12 protein-coding genes are annotated in these 15585 nt (G+C 57.8%); 4 read left to right on the top strand and 8 right to left on the bottom strand.

The window, feature by feature from the left end; all coding sequences use genetic code 11:
* The first annotated feature begins 402 nt into the window (after nt 1-402).
* Nucleotides 403-1782, top strand: a complete 1380-nt coding sequence (locus NOM06_RS08140) for a helix-turn-helix domain-containing protein (protein ID WP_255910996.1) — start codon at nt 403-405, stop codon at nt 1780-1782.
* Between the two features lie 292 nt (nt 1783-2074).
* Here the strand turns inward: NOM06_RS08140 and cysC are convergent, their stop codons facing one another.
* The 5 genes from cysC to cysG all read right to left on the bottom strand — a co-directional run bounded on the left by cysC (nt 2075) and on the right by cysG (nt 8548).
* Nucleotides 2075-2665, bottom strand: a complete 591-nt coding sequence (gene cysC, locus NOM06_RS08135; RefSeq protein ID WP_255910994.1) for an adenylyl-sulfate kinase — start codon at nt 2663-2665, stop codon at nt 2075-2077.
* A gap of 248 nt (nt 2666-2913) precedes the next feature.
* Nucleotides 2914-4638 carry an SLC13 family permease gene (locus NOM06_RS08130; protein WP_005354701.1) on the bottom strand — a complete coding sequence of 575 codons (1725 nt, stop codon included), beginning with the start codon at nt 4636-4638 and terminating at the stop codon, nt 2914-2916.
* Between the two features lie 4 nt (nt 4639-4642).
* Complete coding sequence (cysN, locus tag NOM06_RS08125) at nt 4643-6082, bottom strand: sulfate adenylyltransferase subunit CysN (RefSeq protein ID WP_255910992.1); 1440 nt, start codon at nt 6080-6082, stop codon at nt 4643-4645.
* A gap of 12 nt (nt 6083-6094) precedes the next feature.
* Nucleotides 6095-7027: a sulfate adenylyltransferase subunit CysD gene (gene cysD / locus NOM06_RS08120; protein WP_370688913.1), complete on the bottom strand. Its 933-nt coding sequence runs from the start codon at nt 7025-7027 to the stop codon at nt 6095-6097.
* A gap of 72 nt (nt 7028-7099) precedes the next feature.
* A complete protein-coding gene (cysG, locus tag NOM06_RS08115; protein WP_013723474.1) occupies nt 7100-8548 on the bottom strand; it encodes a siroheme synthase CysG in 1449 nt (482 codons plus the stop codon).
* 197 nt (nt 8549-8745) lie between these two features.
* Here cysG and NOM06_RS08110 point away from each other — a divergent pair, with 197 nt between their 5' ends.
* Entirely contained in the window at nt 8746-9669 is a 924-nt protein-coding gene (locus NOM06_RS08110) for an SPFH domain-containing protein (RefSeq protein ID WP_255911003.1), read from the top strand.
* Entirely contained in the window at nt 9666-10121 is a 456-nt protein-coding gene (locus tag NOM06_RS08105; RefSeq protein ID WP_255910988.1) for an NfeD family protein, read from the top strand. Before NOM06_RS08110 ends, NOM06_RS08105 begins: the two co-directional genes overlap by 4 nt.
* Before the next feature lie 69 nt (nt 10122-10190).
* Here NOM06_RS08105 and NOM06_RS08100 read toward each other — a convergent pair whose 3' ends face one another.
* On the bottom strand, nt 10191-12296 hold the full coding sequence (locus tag NOM06_RS08100; RefSeq protein ID WP_255910986.1) for a methyl-accepting chemotaxis protein: 2106 nt from the start codon (nt 12294-12296) through the stop codon (nt 10191-10193).
* A 140-nt stretch (nt 12297-12436) separates the two neighbouring features.
* Here NOM06_RS08100 and nadA point away from each other — a divergent pair, with 140 nt between their 5' ends.
* Nucleotides 12437-13510 (top strand): quinolinate synthase NadA, encoded by a 1074-nt coding sequence (gene nadA / locus NOM06_RS08095; protein WP_162511717.1) that lies wholly within the window; start codon nt 12437-12439, stop codon nt 13508-13510.
* Nucleotides 13511-13580: 70 nt separating this feature from the next.
* Here the strand turns inward: nadA and NOM06_RS08090 are convergent, their stop codons facing one another.
* Both NOM06_RS08090 and gap read right to left on the bottom strand, forming a co-directional pair.
* The gene (locus NOM06_RS08090; RefSeq protein ID WP_255910984.1) at nt 13581-14447 is read right to left on the bottom strand and encodes a D-hexose-6-phosphate mutarotase; all 867 of its coding nucleotides are present in this window, start codon (nt 14445-14447) and stop codon (nt 13581-13583) included.
* 86 nt (nt 14448-14533) lie between these two features.
* Nucleotides 14534-15529, bottom strand: coding sequence for a type I glyceraldehyde-3-phosphate dehydrogenase (gene gap, locus NOM06_RS08085; protein ID WP_005335708.1), 996 nt, complete (start codon nt 15527-15529; stop codon nt 14534-14536).
* Nucleotides 15530-15585 lie beyond the last annotated feature (56 nt).

Genomic DNA, 15585 nt, shown 5'->3' with positions numbered 1-15585 from the left:
CAATACAATGACGGGATACCGCCAGCAAAAGCCGAGGTTCGGCCTAACCAAGTGTCCGGATTTAGTTGACCACTACATTTTTGTAAGTTGGCGCAGAGCGTAGCGAAGCCCAACAGACAAGCATGCTCAGCTCAACCAGAGCGGGATAAACATGGATTGGGTCGTTCGGTAAAACAAATTTGCAGATATGTTCGTGGTAAACGTTGGGCTTCTCTGCATTTAGCACCAGCCTAGGATTTTATCCCAACATATAAGATTAATTATTTAAAGCATCGTATATAGCAAGGAAAAACACTCTCAACTCTCTATAGGTGATGTTTTCGCCATACATTTACTTAAGCTCCACACATTAATACCACTTATAAACCACTCGCTAATCAATGCTATTTTAAGGGGTTGAAATTGTTGAATTATTCTTACTATCCATTTAAGAAAAATCTTGAAGACATTGATATTGAAGACCTGCTTTTATTAAAGAACGTATCAGAGGGATGGTATATTGATTACAAGGTTCAAGGTCTGAAGATCATTGATTTCGCAAAGCATATATCAGCTTTTGCTAATCAATACGGCGGCTGGTTGATCATTGGTGTTAATGAAAGCTCTGATGGAAGTAGAACAGCAGCGGAATTTGTTGGAATAACAAAATCCGACTTGGAAAAAGTTTCTAGGGATATCCGTGAAGCATCTTCCGCACATATTAACCCAGAGGTTTTATATGAGGAGAAAGCAATAGATGGGCCACTCGAGGAAATTGGACTGGCTGAAGGTAAATCAATATTAATCATTGGTATTCCCATGAGTCATAATACTCCACACATTCATTCTTCTGGCCGAATATATAGACGACTAGCAGATCAGTCCAAGCCAAAAGAAGAAACGGATCGATATATACTTGACGACTTATGGAAACGTGGTAACAACAAGAAAAATAAAATCACTGAATTTTTAACGAATATCCCAACGCTCCCATCTAGCCAATCAGAAACAACGTGGGCCCATATTTATTTAAAACCTGCTCAAGGACAATTAGGACCTTCTAAAAGCTTATCGTTTGCCGAGTTTTCAAATATTGTAAGAAATACTAATAAAAATATTTTTGGTGTACATGCACCAATGCAGGGAATTAACTGCACAACTGATGGTTTTATTGCTCGACAAATAGATGGTAACGATCCAAGCCTAGCTACACTTACTCTGAGATGGTGGCATAATGGTGTAGTTAGATTTGACATTCCTTTGAATTTTTTTGACTTCGAAGGATTTATTAAAACCCATGATAGAAATAATTATGGACATGACTACTGTAGGCTTGCCTATCAGGCTGGCTACTCAAAAATCAAGATTGTTGATTATTCAATATTTGTTCAAGCTGTGGCTTCGTTAGCAAATTGTTATCTTCACATGCTGAAAATAACAGAAGATAAGCGAGATATTTATTCATGCTTCACACTCAGAAATGTATTCCATACATCTCCATTCGTAGACTCAAAAAGGTTTATTGAAAGAGCTAGCGAATACTCTATTCCTTTAACCATAGACCGAAATATTGTCGTACCACAGGAACCTCATGAAAATAATATGTTTTTTCATAAAAACTCAATAGACAGCATTAATTTCGATTCCTATGAAGATTATCAGCCAGCTCCATACATATTTTCAATGCCAATTGTCTACCGAGTATTTGAAGCTGCAGGAATAGTTTCGAATATAAATGATTTTCTTGATGATACGGAAGCTTGGGGGTTTAACAAGGTTAATAATATACTGAGCAATCAATAACATAATCCACTTTCCTCACCGTGCCAGCCCGTAGGTTCGAATAGCGCAGCGTATTCGGACAATCGCGAATAACCCCGCCGCGATATAAGCAAGGATCGGAAGATCACCTTGCAGGAGTTATATCGGCCGCTTTGGAGTGGCTCAAGACTTGTCGGGGCCACTATAAGCTGGATTTATGGGTTTTCCGATAATGACTCAACTTTTGCTTATAGTGGCGGCCACCTGTCCATCAGCGCCTGTGGTGGCCAGCTTAAGGGCCGCCGGACTCTTGTTGTACGTTCTTCCGATCCAGCTACAGGTAGTTCCCCTGCCGCAGGGCTGTCAGCAACTCATCCACTAACACTTCCACCGGTTTACCGGCGTTGAGCAGATGGATTTCCGGCTGCTCCGGCGCCTCATAGGCGGAGTCGATACCGGTGAAGTTACGGATCTCGCCGGCCCGCGCTTTTTTATATAGCCCCTTGGGGTCACGCTCTTCACAGACGGCGAGCGGCGCATCGACAAAGACTTCGAGAAACTCCCCTTCGCCCAAGAGGCTGCGTACCAGCGCCCGCTCGGCACGGAACGGCGAGATAAAGGCGGTGAGCACGATCAGGCCCGCATCCACCATCAGTTTCGCCACTTCGCCGACCCGGCGGATATTCTCCTGCCGCGCGGCATCATCGAAACCGAGATCGCCACAGAGGCCATGGCGCACATTGTCCCCATCCAGCAGATAGGTGTGCTTGCCTTGTGCCGCCAGCGCCTGCTCCAGCGCCCCCGCCAGGGTGGATTTGCCCGCCCCAGAGAGCCCGGTAAACCAGATCACCAGTGGCTTTTGCCCTTTAAGCTCGGCCCGGCTCTGTTTGTCCACGGCATGCTTGTGCCACACGATATTGCTCATCCAACACTCCTTGCTTGGCGCTAACGCCTCAAAACTTAAACTGTCCGGAACCACGGGGAGCCGCCTCGGACTATCCGCCGACAACGTGCTGGTGCCATGGTATTGCTCATCCAACACTCCTTGCTTGGCGCTCACGCCTCAAAACTTAAACTGTCCGGCACCACGGGGAGCCGCCTCGGGCTATCAGCCGACAACGCACTGATGCCATGGTATTGCTCATCCCAGACTCCTTGATTGGCATTTACGCCTTAAAACGGAAACAGCAGGGGCACCATCACAATCACCCCGAGGCTATAGGCCAGCGAGACCGGCAGGGCCAGCTTGAGGTAGTCCGGCATCTTGTAGTTGCCCGCGGCATAGACCATCAGGTTGGTCTGGTAGCCGTAGGGCAGGATAAAGCTGGAGCTGGCCCCGAACAGCACCGCCAGAATAAACGGCATGGTCGAGACATCCATGCTGAGCGCCAGCTGGTAACCCATGGGGAAGGCCAGCGCAGCGGCCGCGTTGTTGCTCATCAGCTCGGTTAGCACCAGCGTAAACACATAAATACCGATAAAGGCGATGATGGGGCTGGCACCGTTGAACTCCCCCATCAGCCAGTCGGCGATAAGCTTGGCCAGTCCGCTCTTTTCCAGCTGATCGGCGATGGCGAGTGCCCCGCCCACCACCAGCCAGATATCCAGCGGAAAGCGGCGGCGGATCTCGTCCAGGGTCAGAATGCGGGTGAGCAGCAGCGCCACCAGCATCAGCAGCAAGCCCTTGAACAGCGGCACCAGATCAAACACCGAGAGCGCCAGCACCCCGAGAAAGCCCAGCACCACGGCGGCGCTGCGCTTGCCATCGAGACGGGTGGAGGCTTCCAGCCCGCTCACCACCACAAACTCCCGCCCCAGCGACTTGTTGCGGGCAAACTGGGGGCCGGGGGCCAGCAGCAGGGTATCACCGGCGTGCAGCTCAATCTGGCCGAGGCCACCGGTGAGCTGGGTTTCGCCGCGGCGCACCGCCAGCACCACCGCATCGAAGTGGGTGCGAAATTCGGCATCCTTGATGGTCTGACCCACCAGCCGCGAGCTGTGGCTGACGATCACCTCCACCAGATGCTGGCCGTTGAGGCGGTGCTGGCCGTAGAGATCCAGCCCCTTCATCTCCTGCAACACGCCGACGCTCTCCACATCGCCGCAAAACAGCAGCACATCCCCTTCGTGCAGTTCGTGTTCCGGCTGCACCGGGCAGATCACCTGCTCGCCGCGAATGATTTCCGCCAGATAGAGGCTTTTCAGGCTGCGCAGGCCGTTCTCCTTGACGCTGCGCCCCGCCAGCGGCGAACCGGCGCCCACCTTGGCTTCGAGAAAATAGCCGGATTCGCGGCTCATCTCGGTATCCTGCTCCGGCAGGTGACGGGCAAACAGCAGCACGGCCACCAGACCGGTCAGCAGAGTGCCCGCCCCCACCATAAAGAAGTCGAACATGCCGAGCGGCGGCGCCCCCATCTTGATGAGGAAGCTGTTGACGATCAGGTTGGTGGAGGTGCCGATCAGGGTCAGCACCCCGCCAAAGGTGGCCGCGAAGCACATGGGCAGCAGCAGCCGCGACGGCGCATGGTTGGGGTTGCGTTTGACCGCTCCCAGCATGGAGGCCACCACGGCAGTGTTGTTGACGAAGGCCGACAGGAAGGCGGTGGAGAACCACACCTTCACCAGCACCTTGTTGAATGAACCCGTGCCCACCAGATTGGCGAACCAGCTCATGATGCGGGTCTTCTCCACCGCCAGCGACACCAGCAGCAACAGCACCAGCGTCAGCAGGGCACTGTTGGTGTAGCCCGCCACCACGGCGTTGATGTCCGCCAGCCCGCTCAGGTAGGTGATGAGCACGGCGCCCGAGAAGAGCAGCGCCGGGCGGAGTTTGCCCTGGATCAGCAGGGCCACGAGAGCAGCCAGCAGACCCAGCACCAGGAATTGTTGCCAGGTCATGGGCTTACTCCTTGCTTGTGTCGTTACCGATGGCAAGGGCTTGCCAGTGCGGGAAGTGCTTGCGCACAAGCGCGTTGAGCTCGATTTCGAACTCGCTGTAGTGCCCTTTTACCGCTTTGGCGGCCAAGCCTTCCACTATCATGCCGGCGCCGACGGTGACGTTGCTCAGCCGGTCGATCAGGATAAAGCTGCCGGTATCGCGGATCTCCTGATACGGGTCGAACGCCACCGGGTCGGTGAGGCTCAGCTCGCACAGGCCGATCTCGTTGAGCTTGAGCTCGCTCGCAGGCAGCTCGTCGAGCTTGTTGATCTCGATGCGGTGGCGGATAGCCTCCACCTGACCGCGACTCTTCTTGGTGGCCAGCTTGACGTCGTAGACCCGACCCGGTTGCAGGGATTCCTCCCCCATCCAGACGATATGGGCCAGCACATTCTGGGTCACTTGCGGCTGCTTGGAGGCATCCACCAGCAGGTCGCCGCGGCTGATGTCGATCTCGTCGGCGAAGGTGACGGTGATGGCCTGACCCGGCAGGGCGTACTCCAGATCCCCGTCGAAGGTGACGATGCGGGTGACTGTGCTCTCCTTGCCCGACGGCAGCACCGCCAGCATGTCGCCCACCCGCAGGATGCCGGAGGCGAGCGTCCCCGCGAAGCCGCGAAAATCGAGGTTGGGGCGGTTCACATACTGCACCGGCAGGCGCACCGGATGACGCTCCAGCTCGCGCTCCGCATTTTGTATCACATCCGCAGACTCCAGCAGAGCCAGCAGGGTTTCGCCCTGATACCAGGCCAGCTTGTCGCTCTGGTTGACCACGTTGTCACCGTCCAGCGCCGAAACCGGCACGATATGGATGGTGTCGACGCTGAGCTTCTTGGCGAACTCGCGGTAATCAGCACTGATGCGCTCGAACACCTCCTGACTGAACTCCACCAGATCCATCTTGTTGACCGCCACCACGAACTGCTTGATGCCGAGCAGGCTCGCGATAAAGCTGTGGCGGCGGGTCTGATCCAGCACGCCTTTGCGGGCATCGATCAGAATGATGGCCAGATCGCAGGTGGAAGCGCCGGTGGCCATGTTGCGAGTGTACTGCTCGTGGCCCGGGGTATCCGAGATGATAAATTTGCGCTTGGCGGTGGAGAAATAGCGGTAGGCCACGTCGATGGTGATGCCCTGCTCGCGCTCCGCTTGCAGGCCGTCTACCAGCAGCGCCAGATCCAGCTTCTCGCCGGTGGTGCCGAGCTTCTGACTGTCGGACTCCAGCGCTTTGAGCTGATCTTCATAAATCTGCTGGGAGTCGTGCAGCAGGCGACCGATAAGGGTGCTCTTGCCGTCATCCACGCTGCCGCAGGTGAGAAAACGCAGCAGACTCTTGTGCTGCTGGGCGTGCAGATAGGCTTCGATGCCCTGTTCGGTGATGGCGGTCTGAATATGGCTGTTCATGCTGACGACTCCTTAGAAATATCCCTGACGCTTCTTCTGCTCCATGGAGCCGGCCTGATCGTGGTCAATCAGCCGCCCTTGCCGCTCGCTCGAAGTGGTGAGCAGCATCTCTTCAATAATTTCCGGCAAGGTGGTGGCATCGGATTTGATGGCCCCGGTCAGCGGGTAGCAACCGAGGGTGCGGAAGCGCACCAGCTCCTGCTTCACCTCATCCTCGGCGGTGAGCGGCATGCGCTCGTCATCCACCATGATCTTGATGCCGTTGCGCTCCACCACCGGACGCATGGCCGCGAAGTAGAGCGGCACTATGTCGATGTTCTCGAGATAGATGTATTGCCAGATATCCAGCTCGGTCCAGTTGGAGAGCGGGAACACCCGGATACTCTCCCCCTTGTTGACCTGGCTGTTGTAGACCCGCCACAGCTCTGGGCGCTGGTTCTTAGGATCCCAGCGGTGGGACTTGTCGCGGAAGGAGTAGACCCGCTCCTTGGCACGGGACTTCTCCTCATCGCGGCGAGCACCGCCGAAGGCGGCGTCGAAGCCGTATTTGTTGAGCGCCTGCTTGAGCCCCTCGGTCTTCATGATGTCGGTGTGCTTGCCGCTGCCGTGCACGAAGGGGTTGATGCCCATGGCGAGGCCATCCGGGTTCTTGTGGACGATCAGATCCAGCCCGTACTTTTTGGCGGTCTCGTCGCGGAACTTGATCATCTCCTTGAACTTCCAGTCGGTGTCGACGTGGAGCAAGGGGAACGGGATCTTGCCCGGATAGAAGGCCTTGCGGGCCAGGTGCAGCATGACGGAGGAGTCCTTGCCGATGGAGTACATCATCACCGGGTTTTCAAATTCGGCAGCCACCTCGCGGATGATATGGATGCTCTCGGCTTCCAGCTGCTGCAAGTGCGTCAATCTTTCACGGTCCATGTTGGTCCTCGGGTCATTGCTTATGCGCCTGCTCGGGGCGCTGGTTGGTTCAGTGCGCGGCCGCGCTGGCAGCCGCATCAAATATCTCTTTCCGGGTCAGGCCAGCTGCACCAGCTTGAGGTCGCAGCCATCGAGATCCGGGTTAGCGCGCTGCTGCTCGCCGCCCAGCTCTCCAAACCAGGCGAGCCGATCGCGCAGGGCGACCACTTCGCCGATGACGATAAGCGAAGGGCTCACCGCCTGTTTGGCCAGCTCCGCCAAATCGGCCAGCGTGCCGGTCAGCACCCGCTGGCGGGATGTGGTGCCGCGCTCGATGATGGCGATGGGGGTGGCTTGACTTCGGCCGTGATCCACCAGCTGCTGCTGGATATGCTCGGAGCGCATCAGCCCCATGTAGATGACTAGGGTCTGACTGGTGGCGGCGAGCTGCTGCCAGTCGGGCTCCTTGCCCTCTTTCTGGCCATTTTGCTTGCAATGGCCAGTGATAAAGACGGCGCTCTGGGCGTAATCACGGTGAGTGAGCGGGATGCCGGCATAGGCGGTGGCACCGGCAGCCGCCGTGATGCCGGGCACCACCGAGAAGGGGATGCCTTCGTCGGCCAGCACTTCCAGCTCCTCGCCGCCACGGCCAAACATAAAGGGATCGCCCCCTTTCAGCCGCACTACCCGATTGCCCGCCTTGGCGTACTCCACCAGCAGGCGATTGGTCTCCTCCTGCGGCACGCTGTGGGCGCCCGCCTTCTTGCCGACCGATACCAGGGTCGCATCGCGGCGCACCAGGTCGAGGATCTCGGCGGAGACCAGCTGGTCGTAGAGCACCACTTCAGCCTGTTGAATCTGTTGCAGCGCCTTGAGGGTCAAGAGGCCCGGATCGCCGGGGCCCGCACCGACCAGCACCACCTCGCCCACTTCGCTTTTCGCCTGGTCGAGACCATCACTCAGCCACTGCTCGGCACCTTGCCAATCCTCTTTTTCAATCAGGCTGGCGAGGGTGTTGGAGGCAAAGGCGCGCTCCCAGAAGCGGCGGCGATCGGAAATAGAGGAGAGCACCCGCTTGGCCTTGTCACGGACCCGGCCGGAGAGCTCGGTCAGCCCGCCGAGATGGCGCGGCAGCAGGCTCTCCAGCCGTTCGCGCAGCAGGCGTACCAGCACCGGCGCCTTGCCGCCGCTGGAGACCGCCACCATCAGCGGCGAGCGATCAATGATCGAGGGGAAGATAAAGCTGGAGCGTTTGGGGTCATCCACCACGTTGACGAACAGCCCCAGCTGGTTGGCACTTTGATAAACCAGTGCGTTGACTTCGAGGTTGTCGGTCGCCGCCACTACCAAAATCTGGCCTGCCAGATGGGCCGGGGTGAAGCGCTCCGCCAGATGGGTGAAACGACCGGTGAATTCCGCAAATTCCGGTTCAAGCTCCGGGGAGACCAGGGTCAGCCGGGCACCGGCTGCCAGCAGCAGGCGCGCCTTGCGCAGGGCAACCTCGCCCCCGCCCACCAGCAGTACCGGGCGGCCTTCCAACTTGGCAAACATAGGTAAATAATCCATTTCGGCCCATCCCTCGGAACACGACTAATATGGGGCGACTATAGGCAGGGCAGCTTATCCCTCAAAATAATAAAAAATGCTTTTTAATGCTTTTTGGTAATTAGCAAAGCCGATTCATGACAAAGGCGTACAAAGTCACTTGTGGTACCTGACGCCAGACCATAGGCTAGGGACTGTGTTTCATAAGGAGCTAAATGATGAATGAATCATTGATTGTGCTAGGGATTTTCGTGTTCCTGGTGCTCGCCACTCTGAGCGCGGGTATCAAGATAGTGCCCCAGGGCTACAACTGGACGGTAGAGCGCTTCGGCCGCTACACCCGCACCCTGACCCCGGGCCTCAACCTGTTGATCCCCTACGTGGATCGGGTCGGCCACAAGATCATCATGATGGAGCAGGTGCTGGACATCCCGGCACAAGAGGTGATCTCCCGCGACAACGCCAACGTCACCATCGACGCCATCAGCTTTGTGCAGGTGGTGGATGCCCGCAAAGCGGGTTACGAGGTCAACGATCTCACCAGCGCCATCCGCAATCTCACCATGACCAATATGCGCACCGTGCTCGGTGCCATGGAGCTGGACGAGATGCTCTCCCAGCGCGACACCATCAACGAGAAGCTGCTGCGCACCATGGATGCCGCCACCGCCCCCTGGGGCATCAAGGTGACCCGCATCGAGATTAAAGATGTGCGCCCGCCGCTGGCACTGGTCGAGGCGATGAACGCCCAGATGAAGGCCGAGCGCCAAAAGCGGGCCGAGGTACTGGAGGCCGAAGGGGTGCGCCAGTCCAAGATCCTGAAAGCGGAAGGGGAGAAACAGTCCCAGATCCTCAAAGCCGAAGGTGAGCGTCAGGCCGCCTTCCTCGCCGCCGAAGCACGGGAGCGGGCAGCCGAGGCGGAAGCCAAGGCGACTCATATGGTCTCCCAGGCAATTGCGGAAGGAGACCTGCAGGCCATCAACTACTTCGTGGCCCAGAAATATACCGAGGCACTGGCCCGCATCGGTGAAGGCCCCAACAGCAAGATCATCATGATGCCGCTGGAAGCGGGCAGCCTGATTGGCTCTGTGGCGGGCATGGCCGAGCTGTTCAACAAAGACGGCAAGGCGGGCAAATCATGACAGCCCTGTTCGAGGGGCTGACCCACTGGCACTGGCTGGGGCTCGGCTTCGTGCTGCTGGCCATAGAGGTGCTCGGCTCGGTGGGCTTTTTGCTCTGGACCGGCATCGCCGCGCTGGAAGTGGGCCTGCTGCTGCTGATCTGGCCCTTTGGCTGGCAGGCGCAGTTGCTGCTGTTTGCGGTGCAATCCCTGCTCACCACCTGGGCCTGGTGGCGCTGGCAGCACCAGCATGACAACTCGGGTCAGGATGCCGCCAGCACCATCAACGAGCGGATGCAAAGCTATATGGGCCGCGAGCTGACCCTGCTGGATGATGTCGCCCAAGGCACCAGCCGGGTACATCTGGACGACACAGTCTGGACGGTGCGCTGCGACGAGTCGCTGCCTGCGGGCAGCAAGGTCAGGGTGGTCGGGGCCGACTCCCACATCCTGCTGGTTGAACCCCGCAACTGACGCAACTCTGCCGTCGAGTCATAAAAAAGCCCGCGATCGCTCGCGGGCTTTTGTCTCTCTGGCTGCCACTCAGGTACGCAGCCGATCGAGCTGACTGGCGAGCGCCGTGGCCGCTTGCTCCAGCGCCTCGCTCAGTTGATGGCTGGAGCTGGCCTCCTGCCCGATCACGTTGGCGGTATCACCAATCCGCATCAAATTCTTGTTGATATCGTCACTGACGGCGCTCTGCTGCTCGGCGGCGGTAGCCACCTGACTGATGTGGTCGTGGATCTGCTGGATCTGGGCCACCACCCGATTGAGCGCCTCGAACGCCTGCTCGGTGCCCTGCACCGTGGTAGTGGAGCGCTCGATGCCGGTATTCATCAGACGTTGGCTGCTGCTCACCTCGGTCTGCAGGCTACCAATCAGCTGGCCGATCTCGTCGGTCGATTCACGAGTCTTGTTGGCCAGCGCCCGCACCTCGTCTGCCACCACTGCAAAGCCGCGGCCCATATCACCCGCTCGTGCCGCTTCGATGGCGGCGTTGAGGGCCAGCAGATTGGTCTGCTCGGCAATGGCGCGGATCACATCGAGGATCCTGCTGATATTGGTGCTGCGCTGGGCCACCAGCGCCACCGCTTTATCCGCCTCATGCATATCGCCGACCAGAGTATGGATCTCGTTGCGGGCATTGCTGAGGGTTTGCTGGGCGGTATTGATGTGGTGGGTCGCCGCTTCCGACTCCTGCGCCGCCTGCTCGGCATAACCCGCCACGCTGACTGCCGTGGTGCTCATCTGATGCATGGCGCTCACCACGCTCTCCAGCTCCAGATTCTGCTCATCCAGACTACTGCGCATGGTGTCGGCGGTATGTTTCATCTCCCGTGCCTGCTGGTAGACCTGCTGACCAATCCCCTTGCTCATTTGCACCATGCCCCGCAGCTTGCCGAGGAAGGCATTGAGCTGGGAACCCAGATCGATCAGCTCCTGATGGGTGTCGATCTCCATCTGCTGGGTCAGGTCCCCCTCGTTGCTGGAGAGATGGCCCACATGGCGGCTGATAAGAGAAAGTGGCGCTGTGATGGTCTGGATAAACCAGACCAGCAGCCCCAGCACCAGCAGGGTAATCCCGCCCATGGCGATGATCTGCTGCCGCTGGGCATCCACCAGCAGGGTGCCCAGTTCATTGCTGATGGCGTGCGCCTTGCTCAGCGCCAGCGCCTTGGGCACCTTGATCATCAACCACCACTGGGTATTGGCTGCCTCAACCCGGATGGGCTGATGAAGAATAAAGTCACTGTCGCTGCTGACAGGCTGACTGTCAGGCAGGGTCAGGCCCACCTCCTTGAGTGGACGGCCCAGCTTGTCGGCATAGCGGTTGCTGCCCACAATCAGCCCCATCTTGCTGACCAGGGTCACATCCGCCTTGTTGTCATAGAGGCTCTTGCCAAGGTTTTCAGCCAGTTGCTGAAAAATGGGCAGGTTCATATCCACCCCGACCAGCCCGACAAACTTGCCGTCACGCAGCACGGGCACCGTCAGACTGGTCATCAGCATCTTGTTGCCCGGGCTGATTTCGTAGAGGTAGGGCTCCATCAGGCAGGGCTGGCGGGTATCGCGACCACAGAGATACCACTCGCTGTTGCGAATGCCGAACTCGTTGAGGGAGGTATCAAACTTGGCCTCACTGGCGGCGGCGTCCACCGCTTGCTGGGCGACAGCCCCTCCCTGATCCTTGGTGAAATAGACCTCCAGACTCCCCTTGCCTGCCACCGAGTGGCTGGCTCCGCCCAGCCAGTTGCCATCCTCGCCATCATAGCCATCCGGTTCAAACTGGGCATAAATGGAGCTGATCCCGCTCGCCTGCTGCAGGCTGCTGCCGAGCAGAGACTCCACTTGGGGCCGCGACAAGCGCAGTTCCGGTTTGGCCATACCGGCTTCAATCTGGGCGGTCACGGTCAGGGGGATCTGATAGGAGTTCTGCATCAGCGAGGCAATCTGGATAGCATAGCGCTCCGCCTGATACTGCAGGCTGCGGGAGACCTCCTCTTCCAATGCATCGCTGGTCTGGGTCATCACCATGTTGCGAAGGGAGCTGAAAGAGGCCGATTGCAGCAGGGTCATGGCCAGCCCGGTCAGCAGAAACAGCCCCATGGTAAGGCACAACAACTTGAACTTGAGGGAACGTTGCTTCATGCGACAACTCCTTATGGCAGAATAACAACGAATTACTTGAGTATATTCGCCCACTTGCGCTTCACCCGATTTGTTGATGGGTTTGTGGCAGGCTTCTGGTTATAATTTTTGCCTTCCCGAGCGTTGATGGAACAGTCGCAATGAGCAATGCACTGAGCAGTGTCCCGCCGGTAGTCGCGATGGACTACCCCTTTCCGGCCAAACCTCTTCCCCTGAGTGCCGAGCAGAGAACGACCTTGACCACAGAAATCAAGGCGCTGCTCAAGGAGCGCAAAGCGGTACTGGTGGCCCACTACTACACGGATCCCGAGATCCAGGCGCTGGCCGAAGCCACCGGCGGTTTCGTCGGAGACTCGCTGGAGATGGCCCGCTTTGGCCGCGATCATGAGGCACAAACCCTGATTGTCGCCGGGGTACGTTTCATGGGGGAAACCTCCAAGATCCTGAGCCCCCACAAGCGGGTGCTGATGCCGACTCTGGAGGCCGAATGCTCCCTCGATCTGGGCTGTCCCATCGAGCAGTTCTCCGCCTTCTGCGATGCCAATCCCGACCACACCGTGGTGGTCTATGCCAATACCTCGGCCGCAGTCAAAGCACGGGCGGACTGGGTGGTGACCTCCAGCATTGCGCTCGAGATCGTCGAGCACCTCGACAGTCTGGGTCACAAGATCATCTGGGGCCCGGATCGCCATCTAGGCGCCTATATCGAGAAGAAGACCGGAGCGCAGATGCTGCGCTGGCAGGGCCACTGCATCGTCCACGACGAGTTCAAGGCCCGTGCCCTGCGCGAGCTGAAAGAGCAGAATCCGGACGCTGCCGTGCTGGTTCACCCGGAATCCCCCGCCTCGGTGATTGAGCTGGCCGATGCGGTGGGCTCCACCAGCCAGCTGATCAAGGCGGCCAAAGAGCTGCCCCAGCAGAAGCTGATCGTGGCGACCGATCGGGGCATCTTCTACAAGATGCAGCAGGCTTGTCCGGAGAAAGAGATGGTGGAAGCACCGACCGGTGGCGATGGCGCTACCTGCCGCAGTTGCGCTCACTGTCCCTGGATGGCGATGAACGGTCTGGTGGCGATCAAGGAAGCGCTCACCGACGGTGCCGAGCGCCACGAGATCCATGTCGATGAAGATCTGCGGGTCAAAGCCTTGATCCCCCTCGATCGGATGCTCAATTTCGCCGCCGAACTCAAGTTCAAGACCCAGGGCAACGCCTGATTGCCGCCGTCATGAGATGCAAAGAGGGCTCCCGCGGGAGCCCTCTTTATTTATCTGAACCTCATCCTGCTCAGATGATCACGGTGGAGAGACTGTGCTCTTCATCCGGCGCAACGGTCACACCCGCCTCGCCAGCGATGGCAGCCTCGACACAGAGCATGGTGCGATAGCCATCGTCGCTCATGTCGGCCATGGCGGTAGCCCCTTCCAGCCAGGGGGTCCAGACCACCACGCTGTCGTGGTTGCCACTGACAACCCGGGTCTCGCGCTCACCATCCTGCACCCTCACCAGCGCCTCTGGCTGCCAGTAGACCCGATCCAGCGGCCCGCTCAGGGTCAATGCACCCTGCTGCTTGGCATCCTGTCCGGTCAGCTTGTCGGCATAGGGCTCACCCAGACCGCTCACGCTCACCGCCTCCGGTGCGCTGATCTGCAAATAGGTGTGCAGCGCACCGCTGTAAGTCAGCGGCTGAGCACCTGTATTGCGAGTGGTCAGCACCAACGAAAGCTCTTTGCCAACCAGCACGTCCAGTTCCAGCTCGAAGGGGTGATCCCACAGGGCGCGGGTCGCATCGCTGTCGCGCAGGGAGAGATGAACGAGCGTGCCGTCAGCGTGATCGGAGACCCCGTCCAGCATCCAGAGGGTGGTACGGGCAAAACCGTGGGAGGGCTTGCCGCTACCGACGCGGGCGGGCGCCGGGCCAAACCAGGGCCAGCAGATCGGGATACCACCGCGAACAGGCTTGCTGCCATCCAGCACCGCCTTGTCACTCAGCCAGATGGAGGCCGGCTCGCCATGACGCTGATAGCTCAGCACATGGGCGCCAAACAGGCTGATTTCTGCCTTGGCATAGTCGTTGTTGATGGTGAGAACCGGCAGACCGGCCGCATTGTTGGCAAGCTTGCAATTGGCTGTCAGGGGACGAATGGATTGCATGTGGACTCCTGTCATCAGGGGAAACCGAAAAACAAAAAGGCGGCCAATGGCCGCCTTTTTCAAGCTACGCGATTGCGCATCCCAAATTACTTGGAGATGTGAGCGATCAGGTCCAGAACTTTGCTGGAGTAGCCCATTTCGTTGTCGTACCAGGATACAACTTTAACGAATTTGTCGTTCAGCTGGATACCAGCCTTGGCGTCGAATACGGAGGTCTGACGCTCACCCAGGAAGTCGGTAGATACAACTTCGTCTTCGGTGTAGCCCAGAACGCCTTTCATAGCGCCTTCGGAAGCAGCTTTCATCGCTTCGCAGATTTCTGCGTAGGTGGCAGCTTTCTTCAGGTTAACGGTCAGGTCAACAACAGACACGTCCGGGGTCGGAACACGGAAAGCCATACCGGTCAGCAGGCCTTTCAGTTCCGGAATAACTACGCCAACAGCTTTGGCAGCACCGGTAGAGGACGGGATGATGTTCTGAGCCGCACCGCGGCCACCGCGCCAGTCTTTGGCAGACGGACCATCAACGGTCTTCTGGGTAGCAGTGGTAGCGTGAACGGTGGTCATCAGGCCAGACTCGATACCGAAGGTATCGTTCAGAACCTTGGCGATCGGGGCCAGGCAGTTGGTGGTGCAGGAAGCGTTGGAAACGATGTCCTGGCCAGCGTAGGTAGAGTCGTTAACACCCATTACGAACATCGGGGTAGCGTCTTTGGACGGGCCAGTCAGAACAACTTTCTTGGCACCAGCAGCGATGTGCTTACGAGCAGTCTCGTCGGTCAGGAACAGACCGGTAGCTTCTGCAACAACGTCAACACCGATTTCGCCCCACTTCAGGTTGGCCGGGTCACGCTCAGCGGTAACACGTACGGTTTTGCCGTTTACAACCAGGTTGCCGTCTTTAACTTCAACGGTACCGTTGAAACGACCGTGAGTTGAATCGTACTTCAGCATGTAAGCCATGTAGTCAACATCGATCAGGTCGTTGATACCAACAACTTCGATGTCTGCACGCTCGCAAGCCAGACGGAATACGAAACGACCGATACGGCCAAAACCGTTAATACCTACTTTGATAGTCATATTTAGTTACCTAACTGTTCAGTAGTCAAAGAAAATTCCGCTTGTAAATTTACTAG

The organism is Aeromonas sp. JL9 (assembly GCF_024436075.1).
GTDB classification, from domain to species: Bacteria; Pseudomonadota; Gammaproteobacteria; order Enterobacterales; family Aeromonadaceae; genus Aeromonas; species Aeromonas veronii.
Note: the sequence above shows the minus strand (reverse complement) of the source record. Positions and strands in the feature narration are given on the sequence as shown.